Origin of the sequence: Edaphosphingomonas laterariae (assembly GCF_900188165.1) — a bacterium.
Lineage (GTDB): Bacteria > Pseudomonadota > Alphaproteobacteria > Sphingomonadales > Sphingomonadaceae > Sphingomonas_E > Sphingomonas_E laterariae.
On the sequence record NZ_FZOS01000011.1, the window covers coordinates 25,448 to 42,767 of the forward strand.

At 67.4% G+C, this 17,320-nt stretch carries 15 protein-coding genes; 11 read left to right on the forward strand and 4 right to left on the reverse strand.

Translation table 11 applies throughout. From position 1 onward, the window contains the following. Positions 1 to 25 precede the first annotated feature (25 nt). A complete protein-coding gene (locus tag CHB74_RS11410) occupies positions 26 to 910 on the forward strand; it encodes a DMT family transporter (protein ID WP_089219853.1) in 885 nt (294 codons plus the stop codon). Here CHB74_RS11410 and CHB74_RS11415 read toward each other — a convergent pair. Continuing rightward, positions 820 to 1,656 (reverse strand): Rossmann-fold NAD(P)-binding domain-containing protein, encoded by an 837-nt coding sequence (locus CHB74_RS11415; RefSeq protein WP_089219774.1) that lies wholly within the window; start codon positions 1,654 to 1,656, stop codon positions 820 to 822. The genes CHB74_RS11410 and CHB74_RS11415 overlap by 91 nt on opposite strands. Before the next feature lie 82 nt (positions 1,657 to 1,738). Between CHB74_RS11415 and pepN the strand changes: the two genes are divergently transcribed. Beyond that, entirely contained in the window at positions 1,739 to 4,339 is a 2,601-nt protein-coding gene (pepN, locus tag CHB74_RS11420; RefSeq protein ID WP_089219854.1) for an aminopeptidase N, read from the forward strand. Positions 4,340 to 4,499: 160 nt separating this feature from the next. On the opposite strand, the gene CHB74_RS11425 is transcribed toward pepN, so the two are convergent. Then, a complete protein-coding gene (locus CHB74_RS11425) occupies positions 4,500 to 5,393 on the reverse strand; it encodes a cation diffusion facilitator family transporter (protein WP_089219775.1) in 894 nt (297 codons plus the stop codon). Continuing rightward, a complete protein-coding gene (gene pdxH / locus CHB74_RS11430) occupies positions 5,390 to 5,968 on the reverse strand; it encodes a pyridoxamine 5'-phosphate oxidase (protein WP_089219776.1) in 579 nt (192 codons plus the stop codon). The genes CHB74_RS11425 and pdxH overlap by 4 nt, the downstream gene beginning before the upstream one ends. A 137-nt stretch (positions 5,969 to 6,105) precedes the next feature. On the opposite strand from pdxH, the gene CHB74_RS11435 reads away from it, so the two are divergent. From CHB74_RS11435 to aroC, 6 genes are all read left to right on the forward strand, one after another. Beyond that, the gene (locus CHB74_RS11435; protein WP_089219777.1) at positions 6,106 to 8,598 is read left to right on the forward strand and encodes a circularly permuted type 2 ATP-grasp protein; all 2,493 of its coding nucleotides are present in this window, start codon (positions 6,106 to 6,108) and stop codon (positions 8,596 to 8,598) included. A 2-nt stretch (positions 8,599 to 8,600) separates the two neighbouring features. Further along, a complete protein-coding gene (locus CHB74_RS11440) occupies positions 8,601 to 9,482 on the forward strand; it encodes a transglutaminase family protein (protein ID WP_089219778.1) in 882 nt (293 codons plus the stop codon). Between the two features lie 82 nt (positions 9,483 to 9,564). After that, the gene (locus CHB74_RS11445; RefSeq protein ID WP_089219779.1) at positions 9,565 to 10,500 is read left to right on the forward strand and encodes a DnaJ C-terminal domain-containing protein; all 936 of its coding nucleotides are present in this window, start codon (positions 9,565 to 9,567) and stop codon (positions 10,498 to 10,500) included. A 34-nt stretch (positions 10,501 to 10,534) separates the two neighbouring features. Beyond that, complete coding sequence (locus CHB74_RS11450) at positions 10,535 to 11,473, forward strand: YihY/virulence factor BrkB family protein (RefSeq protein WP_089219780.1); 939 nt, start codon at positions 10,535 to 10,537, stop codon at positions 11,471 to 11,473. 20 nt (positions 11,474 to 11,493) lie between these two features. Further along, positions 11,494 to 12,297 (forward strand): enoyl-ACP reductase FabI, encoded by an 804-nt coding sequence (gene fabI / locus CHB74_RS11455; protein ID WP_089219781.1) that lies wholly within the window; start codon positions 11,494 to 11,496, stop codon positions 12,295 to 12,297. Then, positions 12,297 to 13,367, forward strand: coding sequence for a chorismate synthase (gene aroC, locus CHB74_RS11460; RefSeq protein ID WP_089219782.1), 1,071 nt, complete (start codon positions 12,297 to 12,299; stop codon positions 13,365 to 13,367). Before fabI ends, aroC begins: the two co-directional genes overlap by 1 nt. A 56-nt stretch (positions 13,368 to 13,423) precedes the next feature. On the opposite strand, the gene CHB74_RS22005 is transcribed toward aroC, so the two are convergent. Beyond that, on the reverse strand, positions 13,424 to 13,663 hold the full coding sequence (locus tag CHB74_RS22005; protein ID WP_089219783.1) for a hypothetical protein: 240 nt from the start codon (positions 13,661 to 13,663) through the stop codon (positions 13,424 to 13,426). Positions 13,664 to 13,706: 43 nt separating this feature from the next. On the opposite strand from CHB74_RS22005, the gene gcvA reads away from it, so the two are divergent. From gcvA to parC, 3 genes are all read left to right on the forward strand, one after another. After that, entirely contained in the window at positions 13,707 to 14,654 is a 948-nt protein-coding gene (gene gcvA, locus CHB74_RS11470; protein WP_179220814.1) for a transcriptional regulator GcvA, read from the forward strand. Between the two features lie 52 nt (positions 14,655 to 14,706). Next, positions 14,707 to 14,970: a hypothetical protein gene (locus CHB74_RS11475; protein WP_089219784.1), complete on the forward strand. Its 264-nt coding sequence runs from the start codon at positions 14,707 to 14,709 to the stop codon at positions 14,968 to 14,970. Between the two features lie 71 nt (positions 14,971 to 15,041). Further along, positions 15,042 to 17,291 carry a DNA topoisomerase IV subunit A gene (parC, locus tag CHB74_RS11480; RefSeq protein ID WP_089219785.1) on the forward strand — a complete coding sequence of 750 codons (2,250 nt, stop codon included), beginning with the start codon at positions 15,042 to 15,044 and terminating at the stop codon, positions 17,289 to 17,291. The last annotated feature ends 29 nt before the right edge of the window (positions 17,292 to 17,320 follow it).

The window sequence follows — 17,320 nt, forward strand, 5'->3', positions numbered from 1 at the left end:
CGAGGCTCCCGCGCCCGGCGCGCAGATGCGCGTGCTGGTGCCGCTGGCGATCGTGACGTTGATCTGGAGTTCGACCTGGCTCGTCATCCGCGATCAGATCGCGGTCGTGCCGCCAACATGGTCGGTCGCCTATCGCTTCGCGGTCGGCGCGATCACGATGATGCTTTATGCGCTAGTGACGCGGCAGACGCTGCGCCTGCCGCGCGAAGGCTGGGCGATGGCGGCGATCGTGGGCGTCACCCAGTTCGTGCTCAATTTCAACTTCGTCTATCGCGCCGAACATTATGTCACGTCGGGGCTGGTGGCGGTGGTGTTCGCGCTGCTGGTGGTGCCCAATGCGGTGTTCGGGCGCATCTTCCTCGGCCATGTGCTGACGCGGCGCTTCATCGCCGGATCGGCCGTCGCGGGGCTGGGCATCGCGCTGCTGTTCATCCACGAGCTTGCGGCGGGAACGGCCGGCCATGCGGCGGTGGCGACGGGGATCGGCTTCACCCTGATGGGCGTCCTTTCGGCATCGACCGCCAATGTCGCGCAGGCGACAGACCTGGCCAAGCGCCTGCCGATCGTGGCGGTGCTCGCCTGGGCGATGGCGCTGGGCGCGGCGATGAACGCGGGCTGGGCGCTGCTGACCGTGGGTGCGCCGAGCTTCGACCCGCGACCGGCTTATGCGGCGGGCATCCTGTATCTGGGCGTCGTGGGATCGGCGTTGACCTTCCCGCTTTACTTCGGTGTCGTCCGCGCGATCGGGCCGGCGCGCGCGGCCTATTCCAGCGTCGTCATCCCGGTGCTGGCGATGGCGCTTTCGACCATGTTCGAGGGCTATCGCTGGAGCGTGCTCGCGGCATCCGGCGGGTTGCTGACGCTGGCCGGGCTGGTGATCGCGCTGAGGGCGCGCAGCCCCGCGCGATAATCGGGGTAGAGGGGGCGCCAGCCGAGCAGCCGCTTCGCCCGGTTGTTCGCGACCCGCCGGTTTTCGCCATAAAAAGCGCGGGCGGCGGGCGACAGCCCGGCCTGATCGAGCGGCAACAGCGGTGGCCAGTCCCGGCCGAGCAGATCGCAGGCATATTCCACGACATCATTCTGGGCGGCGGGATGATCGTCGGCGATGTTGTAGGCGCCCGCCGGGCCGTGGCGCATGCTGGCGAGCACCGCGGCGGCGATATCGTCGACATGGACGCGGCTGAAAATCTGGCCGGGCAGCGCGATGCGGTGCGCCTGCCCGGCGGCGACACGATCGAGCGCCGAGCGGCCGGGCCCATAGATTCCCGGCAGGCGGAACACGCGCGTTTCGGGGTGGAGGGCAAGCCACGCCCGATCCGCCAGCGCGCGCGCCGAACGCCGGCCAAGGCCGGTGGGCGCGGTTTCGTCCACCCAGCCGCCGCCGGTATCGCCATAGACGCCGGTGGAGGACAGATAGCCGATCCAGCGGGCCGAAGCCGATGCGAGCGCCGCGCCATGGCGGGCGAGCACCGGATCCACGCCTTCGGCCGGCGGGACGGAGGAGAGGATATGCGTCGCCGCCGCGATCTCCGCCGCGACATCGGCACTGTCGATTCGATCGCGGCCGATGGAGATGATCTGCCAGCCGGCCTGTTCGAGCGGTGCGGCGATGCGGCGGGCCGAATAGCCGGGGCCGAAGATCAGCAGACGGGACATGCCGTGCTTGTAAATGGCTAACGACCGCCGAGATAGAGTCATCGCACTGGCATCCCGCCGACCCGGAGCGTAACCTGTGACCATGCCTGACGCCCAGACCGCCACTGCCGCCCCGCCGCCCGTCATTCACCGCGAGGATTATCGGCCGCCCGACTGGCTTGTGCCTGATGTTGCACTGGATTTCGCGCTGGACCCGGCGGCGACGCGGGTGACGGCGCGGCTTTCGGTGACGCGCAGCGGCGCGCATAACCGCCCGCTCAGGCTGGATGGCGACGGGCTGACGCCGCTGGCCGTGCGGATCGACGGCGAGCCGCAGGCCGATGCCTGGCGGATGGACGGTGCCGCGCTGATGATCGACCTGCCCGGCGACGCGCATGTCATCGAAACCGAGGTCGAGATCGCGCCCGAGAAGAATTCCCAGCTGATGGGGCTTTATGCCTCGGGCGGGATGCTGTGCACGCAATGCGAACCCGAAGGCTTCCGCCGCATCACCTTCTTCCCCGATCGGCCCGACGTGCTGAGCCGATATGTCGTGCGGATGGAGGCGGATAAGGCGCGCTTTCCGGTGCTGCTGTCGAACGGCGACCGCACCGATGGCGGCGATCTGGACGACGGCCGTCACTGGGCCGAATGGCGCGACCCGTTCTTCAAGCCGACCTATTTGTTCGCGCTGGTGGCGGCCGATCTGGTGGCCAATCGCGACAGCTTTGCCACGCGATCGGGCAAGGAGGTGGAGCTTGCGATCTGGGTGAAGCCCGAGGATCTGGCCAAGACCGAACACGCCATGGCCGCCTTGAAGGCGTCGATGGCGTGGGACGAAAAGGCCTATGGCCGCGAATATGATCTGGGCGAATTCAACATCGTCGCCGTCGCCGATTTCAATTTCGGCGCGATGGAGAACAAGAGCCTCAACATATTTAATTCACGCTACATTCTGGCTGATCCCGATACCGCGACCGACGTGGATTATGACAATGTCGCTGGTGTCGTCGCGCATGAATATTTCCACAACTGGTCGGGCAATCGCGTCACCTGCCGAGACTGGTTCCAGCTTTCGCTGAAGGAAGGCTTCACCGTCTTCCGCGACCAGAGCTTTTCTGCCGATCAGGGATCGGCGGCGGTGAAGCGGATCGAGGATGTGCGCGCGCTACGCGCGTCGCAATTCCCGGAAGATGCCGGGCCGCTGGCGCATCCGATCCGCCCCGAAAGCTATATGGAGATTTCCAACTTCTACACCGCGACCGTCTATAACAAGGGCGCGGAAGTGATCCGGATGCTTCACACGATCCTGGGCGCGGACGCGTTCCGCAAGGGATCCGACCTCTATTTCGACCGGCATGACGGGCAGGCGGCGACCTGCGAGGATTTCGTGACCGCGATGGAGGACGCATCCGGCGTCGATCTCGCCCGGTTCCGCTTGTGGTATTCGCAGGCCGGCACCCCGCGCGTCACCGCGCGGCTGGAGCATGAACCGGCCGGTGGGCAGGCGCGCCTGACGCTGGAGCAGGGGGTGCCGCCCACGCCCGGCCAGCCGAGCAAGCAGCCGATGCCGATCCCGTTGCGCGTGGCGCTTTATGGCGAGGTGACCGGCCAGACCTTCGGTGGCGAGCGGCTGGTGATGCTGGAGGATGCGCATCAGGAAATCCTGTTCGAAGGGATTGGCGAACGGCCGGTGCTTTCGATCAATCGCGGCTTTTCCGCCCCGGTGACGGTCGTGGCCGATCGATCGGCGGCGGACCTTGCCTTCCTGTCCGCGCAGGATGACGATCCGTTCGCCCGTTACGAGGCGATGCAGCAGCTGATGGTGGACACGCTGGTGCGCGCGGTGGCGCTTGGTGAGGGCGATCATCGCCCGGTGATCGAAGCGGTGCAGGAAACGCTGCGCAATGCCGCGCTCGACCCCGCCTTCATCGCCGAAGCGGTGCTGCTGCCCAGCGAATCCTTCATCGGCGATCAGATGCCGGTGGTCGATCCGGTGGCGATCCATTTGGCGCGCGAGGCGCTGCGCCGCGATCTCGGGCAGGAACTGGAGGACGAATGGCGCGCCTCTTACGCCAAGACGCATGCCAACCGTTATGAATATACCCCGCCGGCCAAGGGCTTGCGGCGGCTGAAGACGGTGTCGCTCGGCTATATGGCGGCAAGCGGGGCGCCCGACGCATCGGTGATCGCGTTCCGCCAGTTCCGCGACGCGGACAATATGACCGACCGGCAGGGCGCGCTGGGCACGCTGGTCAACAGCCAGTGGGCCGAACGCGATGAGGCGCTGAAGCTGTTCTACGACCGTTATCGCGGCAATGATCTGGTGATCGACAAATGGTTCACCACCCAGGCGCTGTCGACCCGCGACGATAGCGTGGCGGCGGTGGAGGCGCTGGCCGGGCATGGCGATTTCACGCTGGCCAACCCCAATCGCGTGCGCGCGCTGGTGGGCGCCTTTGCGGTGAACCAGAAGGGCTTCAACGATCTTTCGGGGCGCGGCTATCGCTTCCTGGCGGATATGGTGCTGGCCGTCGACAAGCTGAACCCGCAGACGGCGGCCAAGCTGATCCCGCCGCTGGGCCGGTGGCGCCGTTTCGATGAGGCGCGGGCCACGCTGATGCGTGCCGAGCTGGCGCGCGTGCTGGCGACGCCGGGCCTGTCGAAGGACGTGTTCGAACAGGCGTCGAAAAGCCTGGGCTAGAGCGTTTTCCAAGCGGGTGGCGTCACCTGCTGACTCGGAAAACGCGGCAAACTAAAAGTTTAGAGCTTTCGAGCCGACGCAGTCGGGTCGGAAAATGCTCTAAGCGCCATCGCCATCGCCACTGCCATGCCGGCATCGGCCGGCATGGCAGTGGCGATGGTCAGGGCGCCTTGCCGCGCTGGCGGACCCAGCCCTGCGGATCGGGGTGGATCAGGATTTCGGTGCCCGGAAATTCGCGGGCCAGCCGTTCCTCCACCTCGTCCATCACGCGATGCGCCTCCGCGATCGTCATGTCGGGCGCGACATCGACGTGGAACTGCACGAAATCGCGCATGCCGCTGGTGCGGGTGCGCAGATCGTGGATGCCGCGCAGTTCGGGGTGGCGGGCGGCGACGGCCAGGAAGTGCTGGCGGCGTTCTTCCGGCCATTCCTTGTCCATCAACTGATCGATCGCGGTGACGGCGGATCCCCACGCGCCCCAGCCGAGCCACAGCGCGATGAGCACGCCGAACACCGGGTCCGCGCCGGTCAGGCCGAGATACTGATCGAGCACGAGGGCGGCGATCACCGCGCCGTTGAGCAGCAGATCGGACTGGTAGTGCACATTGTCCGCCCGGATCGCGATGCTGTTCTGCCGGCGCAGGATGCTGCGCTGATAGGCGATGAGCAGGCCGGTGGCGGCAAGCGCGAGGATCGACACGCCGATGCCATATTCGGCATTGGCCGGCTGGCTGCCGGCAAGGAACTGGGTGACGGCGCGCCAGCCGATCGCGGCGGCCGACAGCGTGATCAGCGCGACCTGGAAGAGGGCGGCCAGCGCCTCCGCCTTGCCATGGCCGAAGCGGTGATCCTCGTCCGCCGGGGCGGCGGCGATGCGCACGCCCCACAGGGTGACGAGCGAGGCAACGAGATCCAGCCCCGAATCCGCGAGCGAGCCGAGCATCGCCACCGATCCCGTCTGCGCCGCGGCATAGCCCTTGAGCAGGATCAGGAAGGCGGCGGTCGCGACGCTGGCGAGGGCGGCGCGCTGGGCGAGCGGGATGCCGCCCGTCACGGGTATAGCATCCCCTCGGTCCAGCCGGTGGCGGTGCGGGTATAGACGTGGCGTTCGTGCAGGCGGTGGGGGCGATCCTGCCAGAATTCGATGCGCTGCGGCGCGACGCGGAAGCCCGACCAATGCGGCGGCCGGGGCACGTCCTTGCCTTCGAACAGCGCCGCCATCTCGTCATAGCGGGCTTCGAAGGTCGCGCGGTCGGGCAGCGGGCGGGATTGTTCCGACGCCCAGGCGCCAAGCTGCGAATCGCGGCTGCGCGTGGCGAAATAGGCGTCGCCTTCCGCGTCGCTGACGCGCGAGACGGCGCCTTCGATGCGGATCTGCCGGCGCAGCGATTTCCAGTGGAACAGCAAGGCCGCCTTGGGCGTGGCGAGCAGTTCTTCCGCCTTGCGGCTTTCGAGGTTGGTGTAGAAGACGAAGCCGCGTTCGTCATGGCCCTTCAGCAGCACCATGCGCAGCGATGGCTGGCCATCAGCGGCCACGGTGGCGAGCGCCACGGCGTTGGCGTCATTGGGTTCGCTGGCGCGCGCTTCGGCGAACCAGGCATCGAACTGGGCGAAGGGATCGTGCGTCATACCGGCGCTTTAGCGCATCGGCCCGGACGAGAGAACCATCGTTACGGCCCGGAAGATATTGCGCTGCACAAGGCGATATGATCCAGTTGGCGACAAGCGCCGCATGGTCGCGCGGAGATGCCAGGGGATCATTTTCGATGTCGCAATTGCCCGGCCTGCCGACATGGGGAGAAGGGTGGCTGGCATCCTATCTGCCTCGCGCGACGAGCGGCGACATATTGCGCGGCGACGTGGGGCGCGGCGCGCGCTGGTGGAACCACCTGCTGGAAGGCATGGCCGGCCTTGGCGAAGGCAATCTGAACCATCTGCAGGATCGGATCACCCGGCAGGTGGCGGAGATCGGCACGTCGTTCCGCCTGCCGGGCGAGGCGCATGAGCGGCCGTGGCGGATTTCCGCCATCCCGCTCCTGATCGGCGAGGACGAATGGCGCGGGATCGAACGCGCGATCGGCCAGCGCGCCGAGCTTCTGGAACGCGTGCTCGCCGACATTTTCGGTGAACAGGCGCTGTTCCGCGATGGTGCGCTGCCGGCCGTGATGGCGACGGGCAGCGAACATTTCTGGCGCACCATGATCGGCGTGCCGCCGCCGGGCGGGCACCGGCTGCACACCTATGTCGCCGATATCGGCCGTGGCCCCGATGGCGAATGGCGCGTGCTGGCGGATTATTCGCGCGCACCGGCGGGCGCGGGCTATGCGCTGGAAAACCGGCTGGCGGCATCGCGGGTGATGGGCACGCTTTATACCCGGCTCAACATCCGCCGGCTGGCGCCCTTCTTTTCCGCCTTTCGCGAGGGGATGGCGGCGGCGTGCAAGCGATCCGATCCGCGCATCGGCCTGCTGACGCCGGGGCGCTTCAACCAGAGCTATGCCGAACAGGCGCATCTCGCCCGCTATCTGGGCTTCCTGCTGGTCGAGGGCGAGGATCTTGCGGTGCGCGAGGACCAGCTGTTCGTCCGCACGATCGAGGGGCTGAAGCGGATCGACGCGCTGTGGCGCAGGCTGGACACGCGCTTCATCGATCCGCTGACCTTCGACGCGCAATCGGCGATCGGCGTGCCCGGGCTGATGGATGCGGTGAGCGCGGGCAATGCCGTCGTCGCCAACGCGCCCGGCGCGGGCGTGATCGAGGCGACGGCATTGTCCGCCTTCCTGCCCGGGCTGGCCCGGCGGCTGACCGGCGAGCAGCTGCACATGCCCAATATCGCCACCTGGTGGTGCGGGCAGGAGCGTGAGCGCGAGCAGGTTGAGGCGATGCTGGACGAGCTGCTGATCGCGCCGGCCTTTGGCGGCCCGCTGCCGGGCTTGCCCGATGGCCGGCCGGTGCTGGGCGCCGATCTGAGCCCCGCCGCCCGCGCCGAACTGGCCGAAGGGCTGCGCCGCCGGCCGCAGGATTATGTGGGGCAGGAAGTGGTGCATCTTTCGACCGCGCCGACGCTGGTCGACAATATGCTGGTGCCCTGTCCCTTCACCATGCGGGTATTCGCCTGCCGCGACGCGGACGGGCAATGGACGATCATGCCCGGCGGCTTCGCCCGCTTCGGCGCGCAGGGCGATGTGCGCGCGGCGGTGATGGGCGAGGGTGCGTTCAGCGCCGATGTGTGCGTGGTCGCCCACCGCCCGGTGGACGCCGTGACGCTGGTGCCGCCCAAGGTGGCGATCCGCCGCAACCCCGGCACGCTGCCGAGCCGCGCGGCCGACAATCTGTTCTGGCTGGGCCGTTATCTGGAACGGGGCGAGGCGACCTTGCGGCTGGTGCGCGCGGCGCTGGGCGGCACGATCGAGGCCGATGCCGGCGCCGGGCTGCTGCCGCGCACGATGACGCGGCTGCGCGGGCTGCTGATATCGTCTGGCGCGGCGACCGACTGGGCCGGCGGTGGCGGCGATCTGGGCGAGCAGGACATGCTGGCGCTGGCGCTTTCTGCCGTGGACGGCAACGGCCTGGCATCGGTGCGGCGGCTGCTGGCCAATGTCCATGCGATCGGCGAGGGCACGCGCGACCGGCTTTCGGCGGACGTGTGGCGGCTGATCGACGAACCCATGCCCGAAGGGCGGGCGGAGGATGCCGCCGGGCTGCTCAACCGGGCGACGGCGTTGCAGGTGCGCTTTTCGGCACTGGCCGGGCTGGCGGCGGAGAATATGGGGCGCACCGCCGCATGGCGGTTCCACGATGTCGGCCGGCGGATCGAACGGGCGGTGCTGGCGTGCCGGCTGCTGCGCAACTTCGCCGACGATGATGCCAGCGCCGATGATCTGACCACCTTGCTGGACCTGACCGACAGCCAGATCAGCTATCGCGCGCGTTACATGACCGAATTGTCGCTGGCGCCGGTGCGCGATCTCGTCGCGCTCGACGCTTATAATCCGCGCTCGCTGGCCTATCAGGTGGCGAGCATCGGCAAGCATCTGGCGGCGCTGCCGGTGCTGCGCGACGACGGCATGGCGGAGGAGCAGCAACTGATTGCGATCGAACTGGGCGGGCTGGTGGCGCTGGCCAAGGCCGAGGCGCTGGGCGGCCATGCGGTGATGGCGATCGAGAACCGGCTGCTTGCGCTGTCCGATGCGATCGGCCGGCGTTATTTCCTGCAAGGGGGCGAGGCGCTGCGCGCGGCTTCGATGATCCTGGCATGAGGATGCTATACGACGTCAGCCACCGCACATCCTTCCATTATGCCCAGCCGGTGCGCTTCCAGCGCTGCAACTTGCGGCTGGAGCCGGTGCGCTGGAGCGGGCAGGAACTGGAAGGCTATGAACTGACCGTTACGCCGCGCGCGGCGCTCACCGTGATGCGGCCGGGCGGCTATCCGGTGAACATGGTGCGCATGTTGCTGGAACAGGCGACCACCGAATTGGTGATCGAAAGCCGGTTCCGCATGGCGGTGGACCGCGACGTGCCCGAAATCCGCACCGACGATGCCAGCCTTGGCGACGTGGCGGCGGCGGTGCGCGCATCGGGCGATCTTTCGTCGACCGGGCCGGCCAATTATCTGTTCGCATCGCCCTTGATCGCGCTCGAGGCCGAGATCGCGGCCTGGGCCGCCGCGGAGCTGGATCCGCGGCGCGGGGCGGTGGAGGCGGGGCTGGCGCTGGCGACGCGCATCCACGACGAATTCCTTTATGACGGCGCCGCCACCGTGGCCGATACCCGGCCGATCGAAGCCTTTCGCGGGCGCCACGGCGTCTGCCAGGATTTCGCGCAGGTGATGATCGCGGCGTTGCGCGCGCACGGCCTGCCCGCCGCTTATGTCAGCGGCTATCTGCGGACGATCCCGCCCGAAGGGCAGCCCCGGCTGGTCGGTGCGGATGCCACCCATGCCTGGGTGATGCTGTGGTGCGGCCCGGCGCGCGGGTGGATCGGCTTCGATCCGACCAATGCCTGCCTGATGGCGGGCGATCATATCGTCACCGCCGTGGGCCGCGATTATGCCGATGTGTCGCCGATCGACGGCATCTTCATGGGGCAGGACCAGCAGAGTGTGGACGTGGCAGTCGATGTGGAGCCGGTGGAGGCTTGACCTCCTTGCTTTGCTCACCCATCTTTTCTGTTGTATTTTTGCAACAGTTGGTGCCGGACGGCATCCGGCGTAACGGGTGGACATGGCGGATCTATATTCGAAGCTGGGGGTATCGCGCGGGGCGAGCGATGCCGAGATCAAGAAGGCCTATCGCAAGCTTGCGAAGGAGCTTCATCCCGATCGCAACGCGGACAAGCCCGACGCGGCGGACCGCTTTGCCGAGGTGACATCCGCTTATGATCTGCTGTCCGACAAGGACAAGCGGGCCCAATATGATCGCGGCGAAATCGACGAGCAGGGCAATCCGCGCGGGTTCGGCTTTGGCGGCGGGGGCGGCGGCTTCGGCGGCGGCCACGGTGCGGGCGGCGGCGGTTTTGGCGGCTTCGGGGGCGATGCGGCCGATTTCGGCGACATCTTCGAAGGGCTGTTCGGCGGCCAGCGCCGCGCCGGGGGCGGCTTCGGCGGCTTTGGCGGCGGCCAGCGGCGCGCGCCGCAAAAGGGCGCCAACATCGCCTATCGCCTGTCGGTGCCGTTCGAGGAGGCGGCCGGCCTGAAGGCGCAGCGCGTGACCCTGAGCGACGGCAAGACCATCGACGTGAAGCTGCCGGCGGGGCTGGAAAGCGGCACGCAGATGCGGCTGGCCGGCAAGGGTGAACAGGGCCCCGGCGGCGCCGGCGACGCGATCGTGACGATCGAGGTGAAGCCCCACCGCTTCTTCATGCGCGAGGGCGATGACGTGCGGCTCGACCTGCCGATCACCATCGACGAGGCGGTGCTGGGCGGCAAGGTGCGCGTGCCCACGGTGGACGGGCCGGTGATGCTGAACATCCCCAAGGGCGCGACATCGGGCAAGGTGCTGCGGCTGGGCGGCAAGGGCTTCCACCGCAAGGATGGCAGCCGGGGCAACCAGCTCGTCACCCTGATGGTGGATGTGCCGTTGGGCGATGCCGACCTTGAGGCCTTTGTCGAAGGCTGGAAGGGCAAGGGACGCAACCCACGGCTAACGCTGGGAGTTTGACCCCTTAACCGGAGCCGCAGCGAAAGGCGCGATCTTGCAGGATGTCTCCCCAGAATCACCGGAAGAACGCGCCAGGCGGCGCCCGGCATGGGACAGGCATCTCGATCGCGTCCGCCCCGGCACGCGCCCGTTCGAGATCGCCAAGCGGGTGATCGTCGGCGTCTATTCCGATGGCTTCATCCATGCCGGCAATCTGGCTTATCTGTCGATGCTGGCGCTGTTCCCCTTCTTCATCATCCTGGCGGCGCTGGCCCAGGCGTTCGGGCGCGGGCCCGATACGGCGGTGGCGGTGGGCACCTTCCTTGCCAGCCTGCCGCCCACGGTGGCCGAATTGCTGCGCAAGCCGATCAACGACGTGCTGGCGGCACGCGGCACCGGGCCGCTCTTGTGGTTCGGCGCGCTGGTCGGCCTGTGGACGGTGGGCAGCTTCGTCGAAACCATCCGCGATATCCTGCGCCGCGCTTATGGCACGCCTTATTCGCGCGGATTCCTGCATTATCGGCTGGGTTCGATCGGCATCATCGTGGTGTCGGTGATCGCCACGCTGACCGCCTTTTCGATGCAGGTGCTGATCACCGCCGCGCAGGAATTCGTGACGCGGTTGCTGCCCTTCGCCGGTGAAGCGCAATTGTGGATCGCCATTTCCCACCTCGTCCCGCTCGCGCTGATGGGCTTCGCGCTCTACGCGCTGATCTATTCGCTGACACCCAGCAAATATCGCTACACCGCCTGCCCGAAATGGCCCGGCGCGATGTTCGTCACCTTCTGGTGGATCGGCGTGACGATGCTGCTGCCGCGCGCGCTGAGCATGCTGGGCGGGTATGACCTCACCTATGGCGGCCTGGCCGGCGTGATCATTACGTTGCTTTTCTTCTGGTTGATCGGTTTCGGCCTGGTGATCGGCGCGAATATCAACGCGGCACTGGCGGAAATGCCCGAACCGGCGTTAAAGGGGCCTGCGTCACAAGGCTGAACAAGGCTGATGGAGTTAGAATGACGGGCCTGATGGAAGGAAAGCGGGGACTCATCATGGGTCTCGCCAATGATCGCTCGCTTGCGTGGGGGATCGCCAAGGCGCTGCGCGCGCACGGGGCGGAGCTTGCCTTCAGCTATCAGGGCGAGGCGCTGGAAAAGCGCGTGCGCCCGCTGGCCGAAGAGCTGGGATCCGATTTCCTGATCGATTGCGACGTCGGCGACATGGCCGCGCTCGACACCGCGTTCGACACGCTGGCGGCGCGCTGGCCGACAATCGACTTCGTGGTCCACGCCATCGGCTTTTCGGACAAGAATGAGCTGCGCGGGCTGTTCGTCGATACCAGCCTCGAAAATTTCCTGATGACGATGAACATCTCGGCTTATTCGTTCGTCGCCGTCACCAAGCGCGCGCGGGCGATGATGCCCAATGGCGGCTCGATCCTGACGCTCAGCTATTATGGCGCCGAAAAGGTGGTGCCGCATTACAACGTGATGGGCGTCGCCAAGGCCGCGCTGGAAACGTCGGTGAAATATCTGGCGATGGACCTCGGGCCGGAAAATATCCGCGTCAACGGCATCTCCGCCGGGCCGATCAAGACGCTGGCCGCGTCGGGCATCGGCGATTTCCGCTACATCCTGAAGTGGAACGAGCTGAATTCGCCGCTGCGCCGCAACGTCACGATCGAAGATGTCGGCGGTTCGGCGCTTTACCTGCTGTCCGATCTCGCATCGGGCGTCACCGGCGAAGTCCACCATGTCGATGCGGGCTATAACGTCATCGGCATGAAGGCCGAGGACGCGCCGGACATCGCGCTCGCCTGATGTCGTTCAACAGCTTCGGTCGCGTCTTCCGGTTCACCACCTGGGGGGAAAGCCATGGCCCCGCGCTGGGCGCGGTGGTGGACGGCTGCCCGCCGGGGCTGGCGCTGGCCGAGGCTGACATCCAGCCCTGGCTCGACAAGCGGCGGCCGGGCACGTCGCGCTTCACCACGCAGCGGCAGGAGCCGGATCAGGTCCGCATCCTTTCCGGCGTGTTCGAGGGGCGGACCACCGGCACCCCGATCAGCCTGATGATCGAGAATGTCGACCAGCGGTCGAAGGATTATTCGGAGGTCGCGCTCGCTTATCGGCCCGGCCATGCCGATTATGCCTATGACGCGAAATACGGCTTCCGCGATTATCGCGGCGGCGGGCGTTCGTCCGCGCGCGAAACGGCGGCGCGGGTGGCGGCGGGCGCGGTGGCGCGCAAGGTGATCCCCGAGGTGCGGATCCGCGCCTATCTGGTGGAACTGGGCGGCGACGCGATCGACCGCGCGGCGTTCGACGATGCCGAGATCGATCGCAACCCGTTCTTCTGTCCCGATGCGGCGGCGGCGACGCGGTGGGAAGCGATCGTCGATGGTGCGCGCAAGGCGGGATCGTCGGTCGGCGCGATCGTCGAATGCGTGGCCGATGGCCTGCCGGCGGGCTGGGGCGCGCCGCTATACGCCAAGCTGGACAGCGAACTGGCGGCGGCGTGCATGTCGATCAACGCGGTGAAGGGTATCGAGATTGGCGACGGCTTCGAGGCGGCACGGCTGACCGGCGAGCAAAATGCCGATCCGATGCGTCCCGGCCCCGATGGCAAGCCGCTGTTCATGGCCAACCATGCCGGCGGCATCGCGGGCGGGATTTCGACCGGGCAGCAACTGGTGCTGCGCGTCGCGCTGAAGCCGACATCGTCGATCCTGACCCCGGTGGAAACCATCGGGCGGGACGGGCAGGCGGCGGATATTCGCACCAAGGGCCGCCACGATCCCTGTGTCGGGATTCGCGCGGCCCCGGTGGTGGAAGCGATGGTGGCGCTTGTCCTGGCTGACCAGAAGCTGCTCCACCGCGCCCAATGCGGCTGACGATCCGGCGCGGCTGACGGCCCCATGCGGCCGAGCCGGCGGCCGGCCTTCTTATATCAGGAGCGGCGGGCGCAGCCGTCGCGGTTTTCACGGTGCCACGGCGCGTCGAAATAGGCGCGGTGGAGCGGCTCGAACGTGTCCGTCACATTGCCGATCAGGCTGGAGATCCATCCGGCGATCGTGGACGACGGACGTGCGGCATCATTGCGGAAATCGCGCTGCATCTTATTGATCCTTCGATTGTCGAAATTGCCCTTGGCCCATGCTGAATGCCCGATTCCGCGCGCACCGGCCAACAAAAGGGTCGACTGAGGTGATAAAGAGGGCTTATCAACTCGCATGCGCAGGATTCCCCCGCTGACCGCCGTCCGTGTTTTCGAGGCCGCTGCCCGGCACGAGAATTTCACGGCCGCCGCGCAGGAACTGGGGATGACGCAGGCGGCGGTCAGCTATCAGATCCGCCTGCTGGAGGAGCGGCTGGGCGTGCCGCTGTTCGCGCGGGCGAAGCGCCGGGTGGTGCTGACCGATGCGGGCCGCAAGGTCGCGCCCACGATATCGGGCGCGTTCGACACGCTGCACGATGCGTTCGCCAGCCTCGCATCCGACGATGCCGGGGTGTTGAAGATCACCTGCGCGACGACCTTTGCGTCGCACTGGCTGGCGCCGCGGCTGGGCCGGTTCCAGATGGCGCGGCCCGACCTGGCGGTGAGCCTGCACGCCGGCAACGAGGTGCTCGATCTCGCGCGCGAGGAGGTCGATGTCGGCATCCGCACCGGCTATGGCGACTGGCCGGGCCTGCGCGCGCATTTCCTGTTCCGGCTGCATTTCACGCCGGTGTGCAGCCCGGCCTATCTGGCGGCGCATCCGCTGAACGCGCCGGCCGATCTGCTGGCGGTGAACCGGCTGAGCCCGGACGATCTGTGGTGGAAGCAATGGTTCGCCGCGGCCGGTGTCGCCGTGCCGGATGGACCGCGACGGCCGGGCATCCGCCTCGATTCCCAGGTGCTGGAGGCGAGCACGGCGATGGCCGGGCATGGGGCGGCGATCGTCAGCCCGCTCTATCTGGAACAGGAACTGGCGGCCGGCCGGCTGGTCCAGCCCTTTCCGCTGATCGCGTTCGAGGGGCCGAGCTTCTGGCTGGTCCATACCGAACAGCGCCGCAACGTGCCCAAGATCGCCGCCTTCCGGGATTGGGTGCTGGAGGAGATTGCCGCGCAGGCCGCGTTGGACGGCAATGGCGTGTTCCTGAAGCCGGCGGCGGACGAGCGGACGGCCGATCCGCTGTAACCCGAACCCGCGTTCGTGCGTTTGTCTGCCATATCCCGTGGGAGACGTTTCGATGCGCAGGCAAATCGCGCTGGGCCTGCTGCTGCTGGCAGTGCCGATCCTGGCGATCGCGCAGAATGCGCCGGCACCGCCCGACCGGCCCGGCCCCGACCAGCCAGGCCCCGATCAGCCCGGCAATACGGCGGACAACCCGTTGAGCAACAGCAATTGGGGCAATTCGGCCGAACCCGTGCCGGCGGCCGATGATCCGCTGATCAACAATATGATCGATGGCGAGCGGCCGGAATCGCCGCAACGGTCGGCCGCGCCCCGCTAACCCTGTTCGGGCGGCAGGCATAAGGCAAAACGCCCTCGCACAGCGCCGAACGCGCTGCTATCCCCTTGGCCATGACCGCATCTGCCGAGCCGATCGACCTCATCACCGAAGCCCCGTTCGATAGCGCGCTGTCCGACCGCTACCTTGTCTATGCGCTGTCGACGATCACGGCGCGATCGCTGCCGGACGTGCGCGACGGGCTGAAGCCGGTCCACCGCCGGCTGCTGTGGGCGATGCGGCTGCTGAAGCTGGATCCGGCGGCGGCCTATAAGAAATGCGCCCGCGTGGTGGGCGATACGATCGGCAAATATCACCCGCATGGCGATCAGTCGGTCTATGACGCGATGGTCCGTCTCGCGCAGGATTTCTCGCTGCGTTATCCGCTCGTCGACGGGCAGGGCAATTTCGGCAATATCGATGGCGATAATGCTGCGGCCTATCGCTACACCGAAGCGCGGCTGACGGCTTCGGCGATCGATCTGATGGCGGGGCTGGACGAAGGCACCGTCGATTTCCGCCCGACCTATAATGGCGAGGAGGAAGAGCCCGAAATCTTCCCCGGCCTGTTCCCCAATCTGCTGGCCAATGGCGCGAGCGGGATCGCGGTGGGCATGGCGACGTCGATCCCGTCGCACAATGTGGCCGAACTGATCGACGCGGTGACGCTGCTGATCGACCAGCCCGAGGCGCCTGACAGCGAATTGATGCAGTTCGTGAAGGGCCCCGATTTCCCGACGGGCGGCGTGATCGTCGACAGTGCGGCGGCGATCGCGGAGGCCTATGCCACCGGCCGGGGCGGCTTTCGCGTGCGGGCGCGCTGGTCGATCGAGGATCAGGGGCGCGGCACCTGGACGGCGATCATCCACGAAATCCCCTATCAGACGCCCAAGGCGAAGCTGATCGAGGAGATCGCGGCGCTGATCAACGACAAGAAGCTGCCGATCCTGGCCGACATCCGCGATGAATCGGACGAACAGGTGCGGATCGTGCTCGAACCGCGTTCGCGCACGGTGGATCCGCAGGTGCTGATGGACGGCCTGTTCCGCCTGACCGCGCTGGAATCGCGCGTGTCGCTCAACCTCAACGTGCTCGATGCCCAGCGCACGCCGCGCGTGATGAGCCTGAAGCAGGCGCTGGCCGAATGGCTGGCGCACCAGTTCGAAGTGCTCGTCCGCCGATCGCAGCACCGGCTGGCCAAGATCGACGACCGGATCGAGTTGCTCGACGGCTATATCATCACCTATCTCAACCTCGATCGCGTGATCCAGATCATCCGCGAGGAGGACGAGCCCAAGCCGGTGCTGATGGCGGAATTCTCGCTGACCGACCGCCAGGCCGAAGCGATCCTCAACATGCGGCTGCGTTCCTTGCGCAAGCTGGAGGAGATGGAGCTGAAGCGCGAGCGCGATGCGCTGGACGAGGAACGCAAGGGCCTGGTCGCGCTGATCGAAAGCCCGGCGCGGCAGAAGACGCGGATGAAGAAGGATCTCGCCAAGCTGCGCGATCGCTATGGCCCGGAAACCGAGCTGGGCCGGCGGCGCACGCTGATCGAGGAAGCAGCGCCCGCGCGCGAGATTCCGCTGGAAGCGATGATCGAGCGCGAGCCGATCACCGTCATCCTGTCGCAGCGCGGCTGGATCCGCGCGATGAAGGGGCATAACGACCTCGCTTCGGCCGATGCGCTGAAGTTCAAGGAAGGCGATGGCCCGCTGTTCGCCTTCCACGCGCAGACCACCGACAAGCTGCTGCTCGCCACCGAAACCGGGCGTTTCTACACGCTGGCGGCCGACAAGCTGCCGGGCGGACGCGGCTTTGGCGAGCCGGTGCGGCTGATGGTGGATATCGAGAGCGAGGCGCCGCCGGTGGCGCTGCTGCCCGCCAGCGCCAGCGCGCGGCTGTTGCTGGCGGCGTCCGACGGGCGCGGCTTCCTGGGCACGACCGCCGACATCGTTGCCGAAACCCGCAAGGGCAAGCAGGTGGTGAACCTGCGCACCGGCGCCAAGCTGCGGATCGTGCGGGCGGTGCCGGCGGATGCCGATTATATCGCGGTGATCGGCGAGAATCGGAAGCTCGTCGTCTTCCCGATTGGCGAGATGCCGGAAATGACGCGCGGCGCCGGCGTGCAGTTGCAGCGTTATCGCGACGGTGGCCTGTCCGACGCGCTGGCCTTCCGCTTCGAACAGGGGCTGAGCTGGGCGATGGGCGGCGAAACCGGCCGGACCCGCACCGAGGGCGACATGACCCCGTGGCGCACGGCGCGTGGCGCAGGCGGCCGGATGCCGCCCATCGGCTTCCCGCGCGACAACCGTTTCGAGGGGTGAGCGGGGCGCTGCCGATCGCTTCCGGGAAA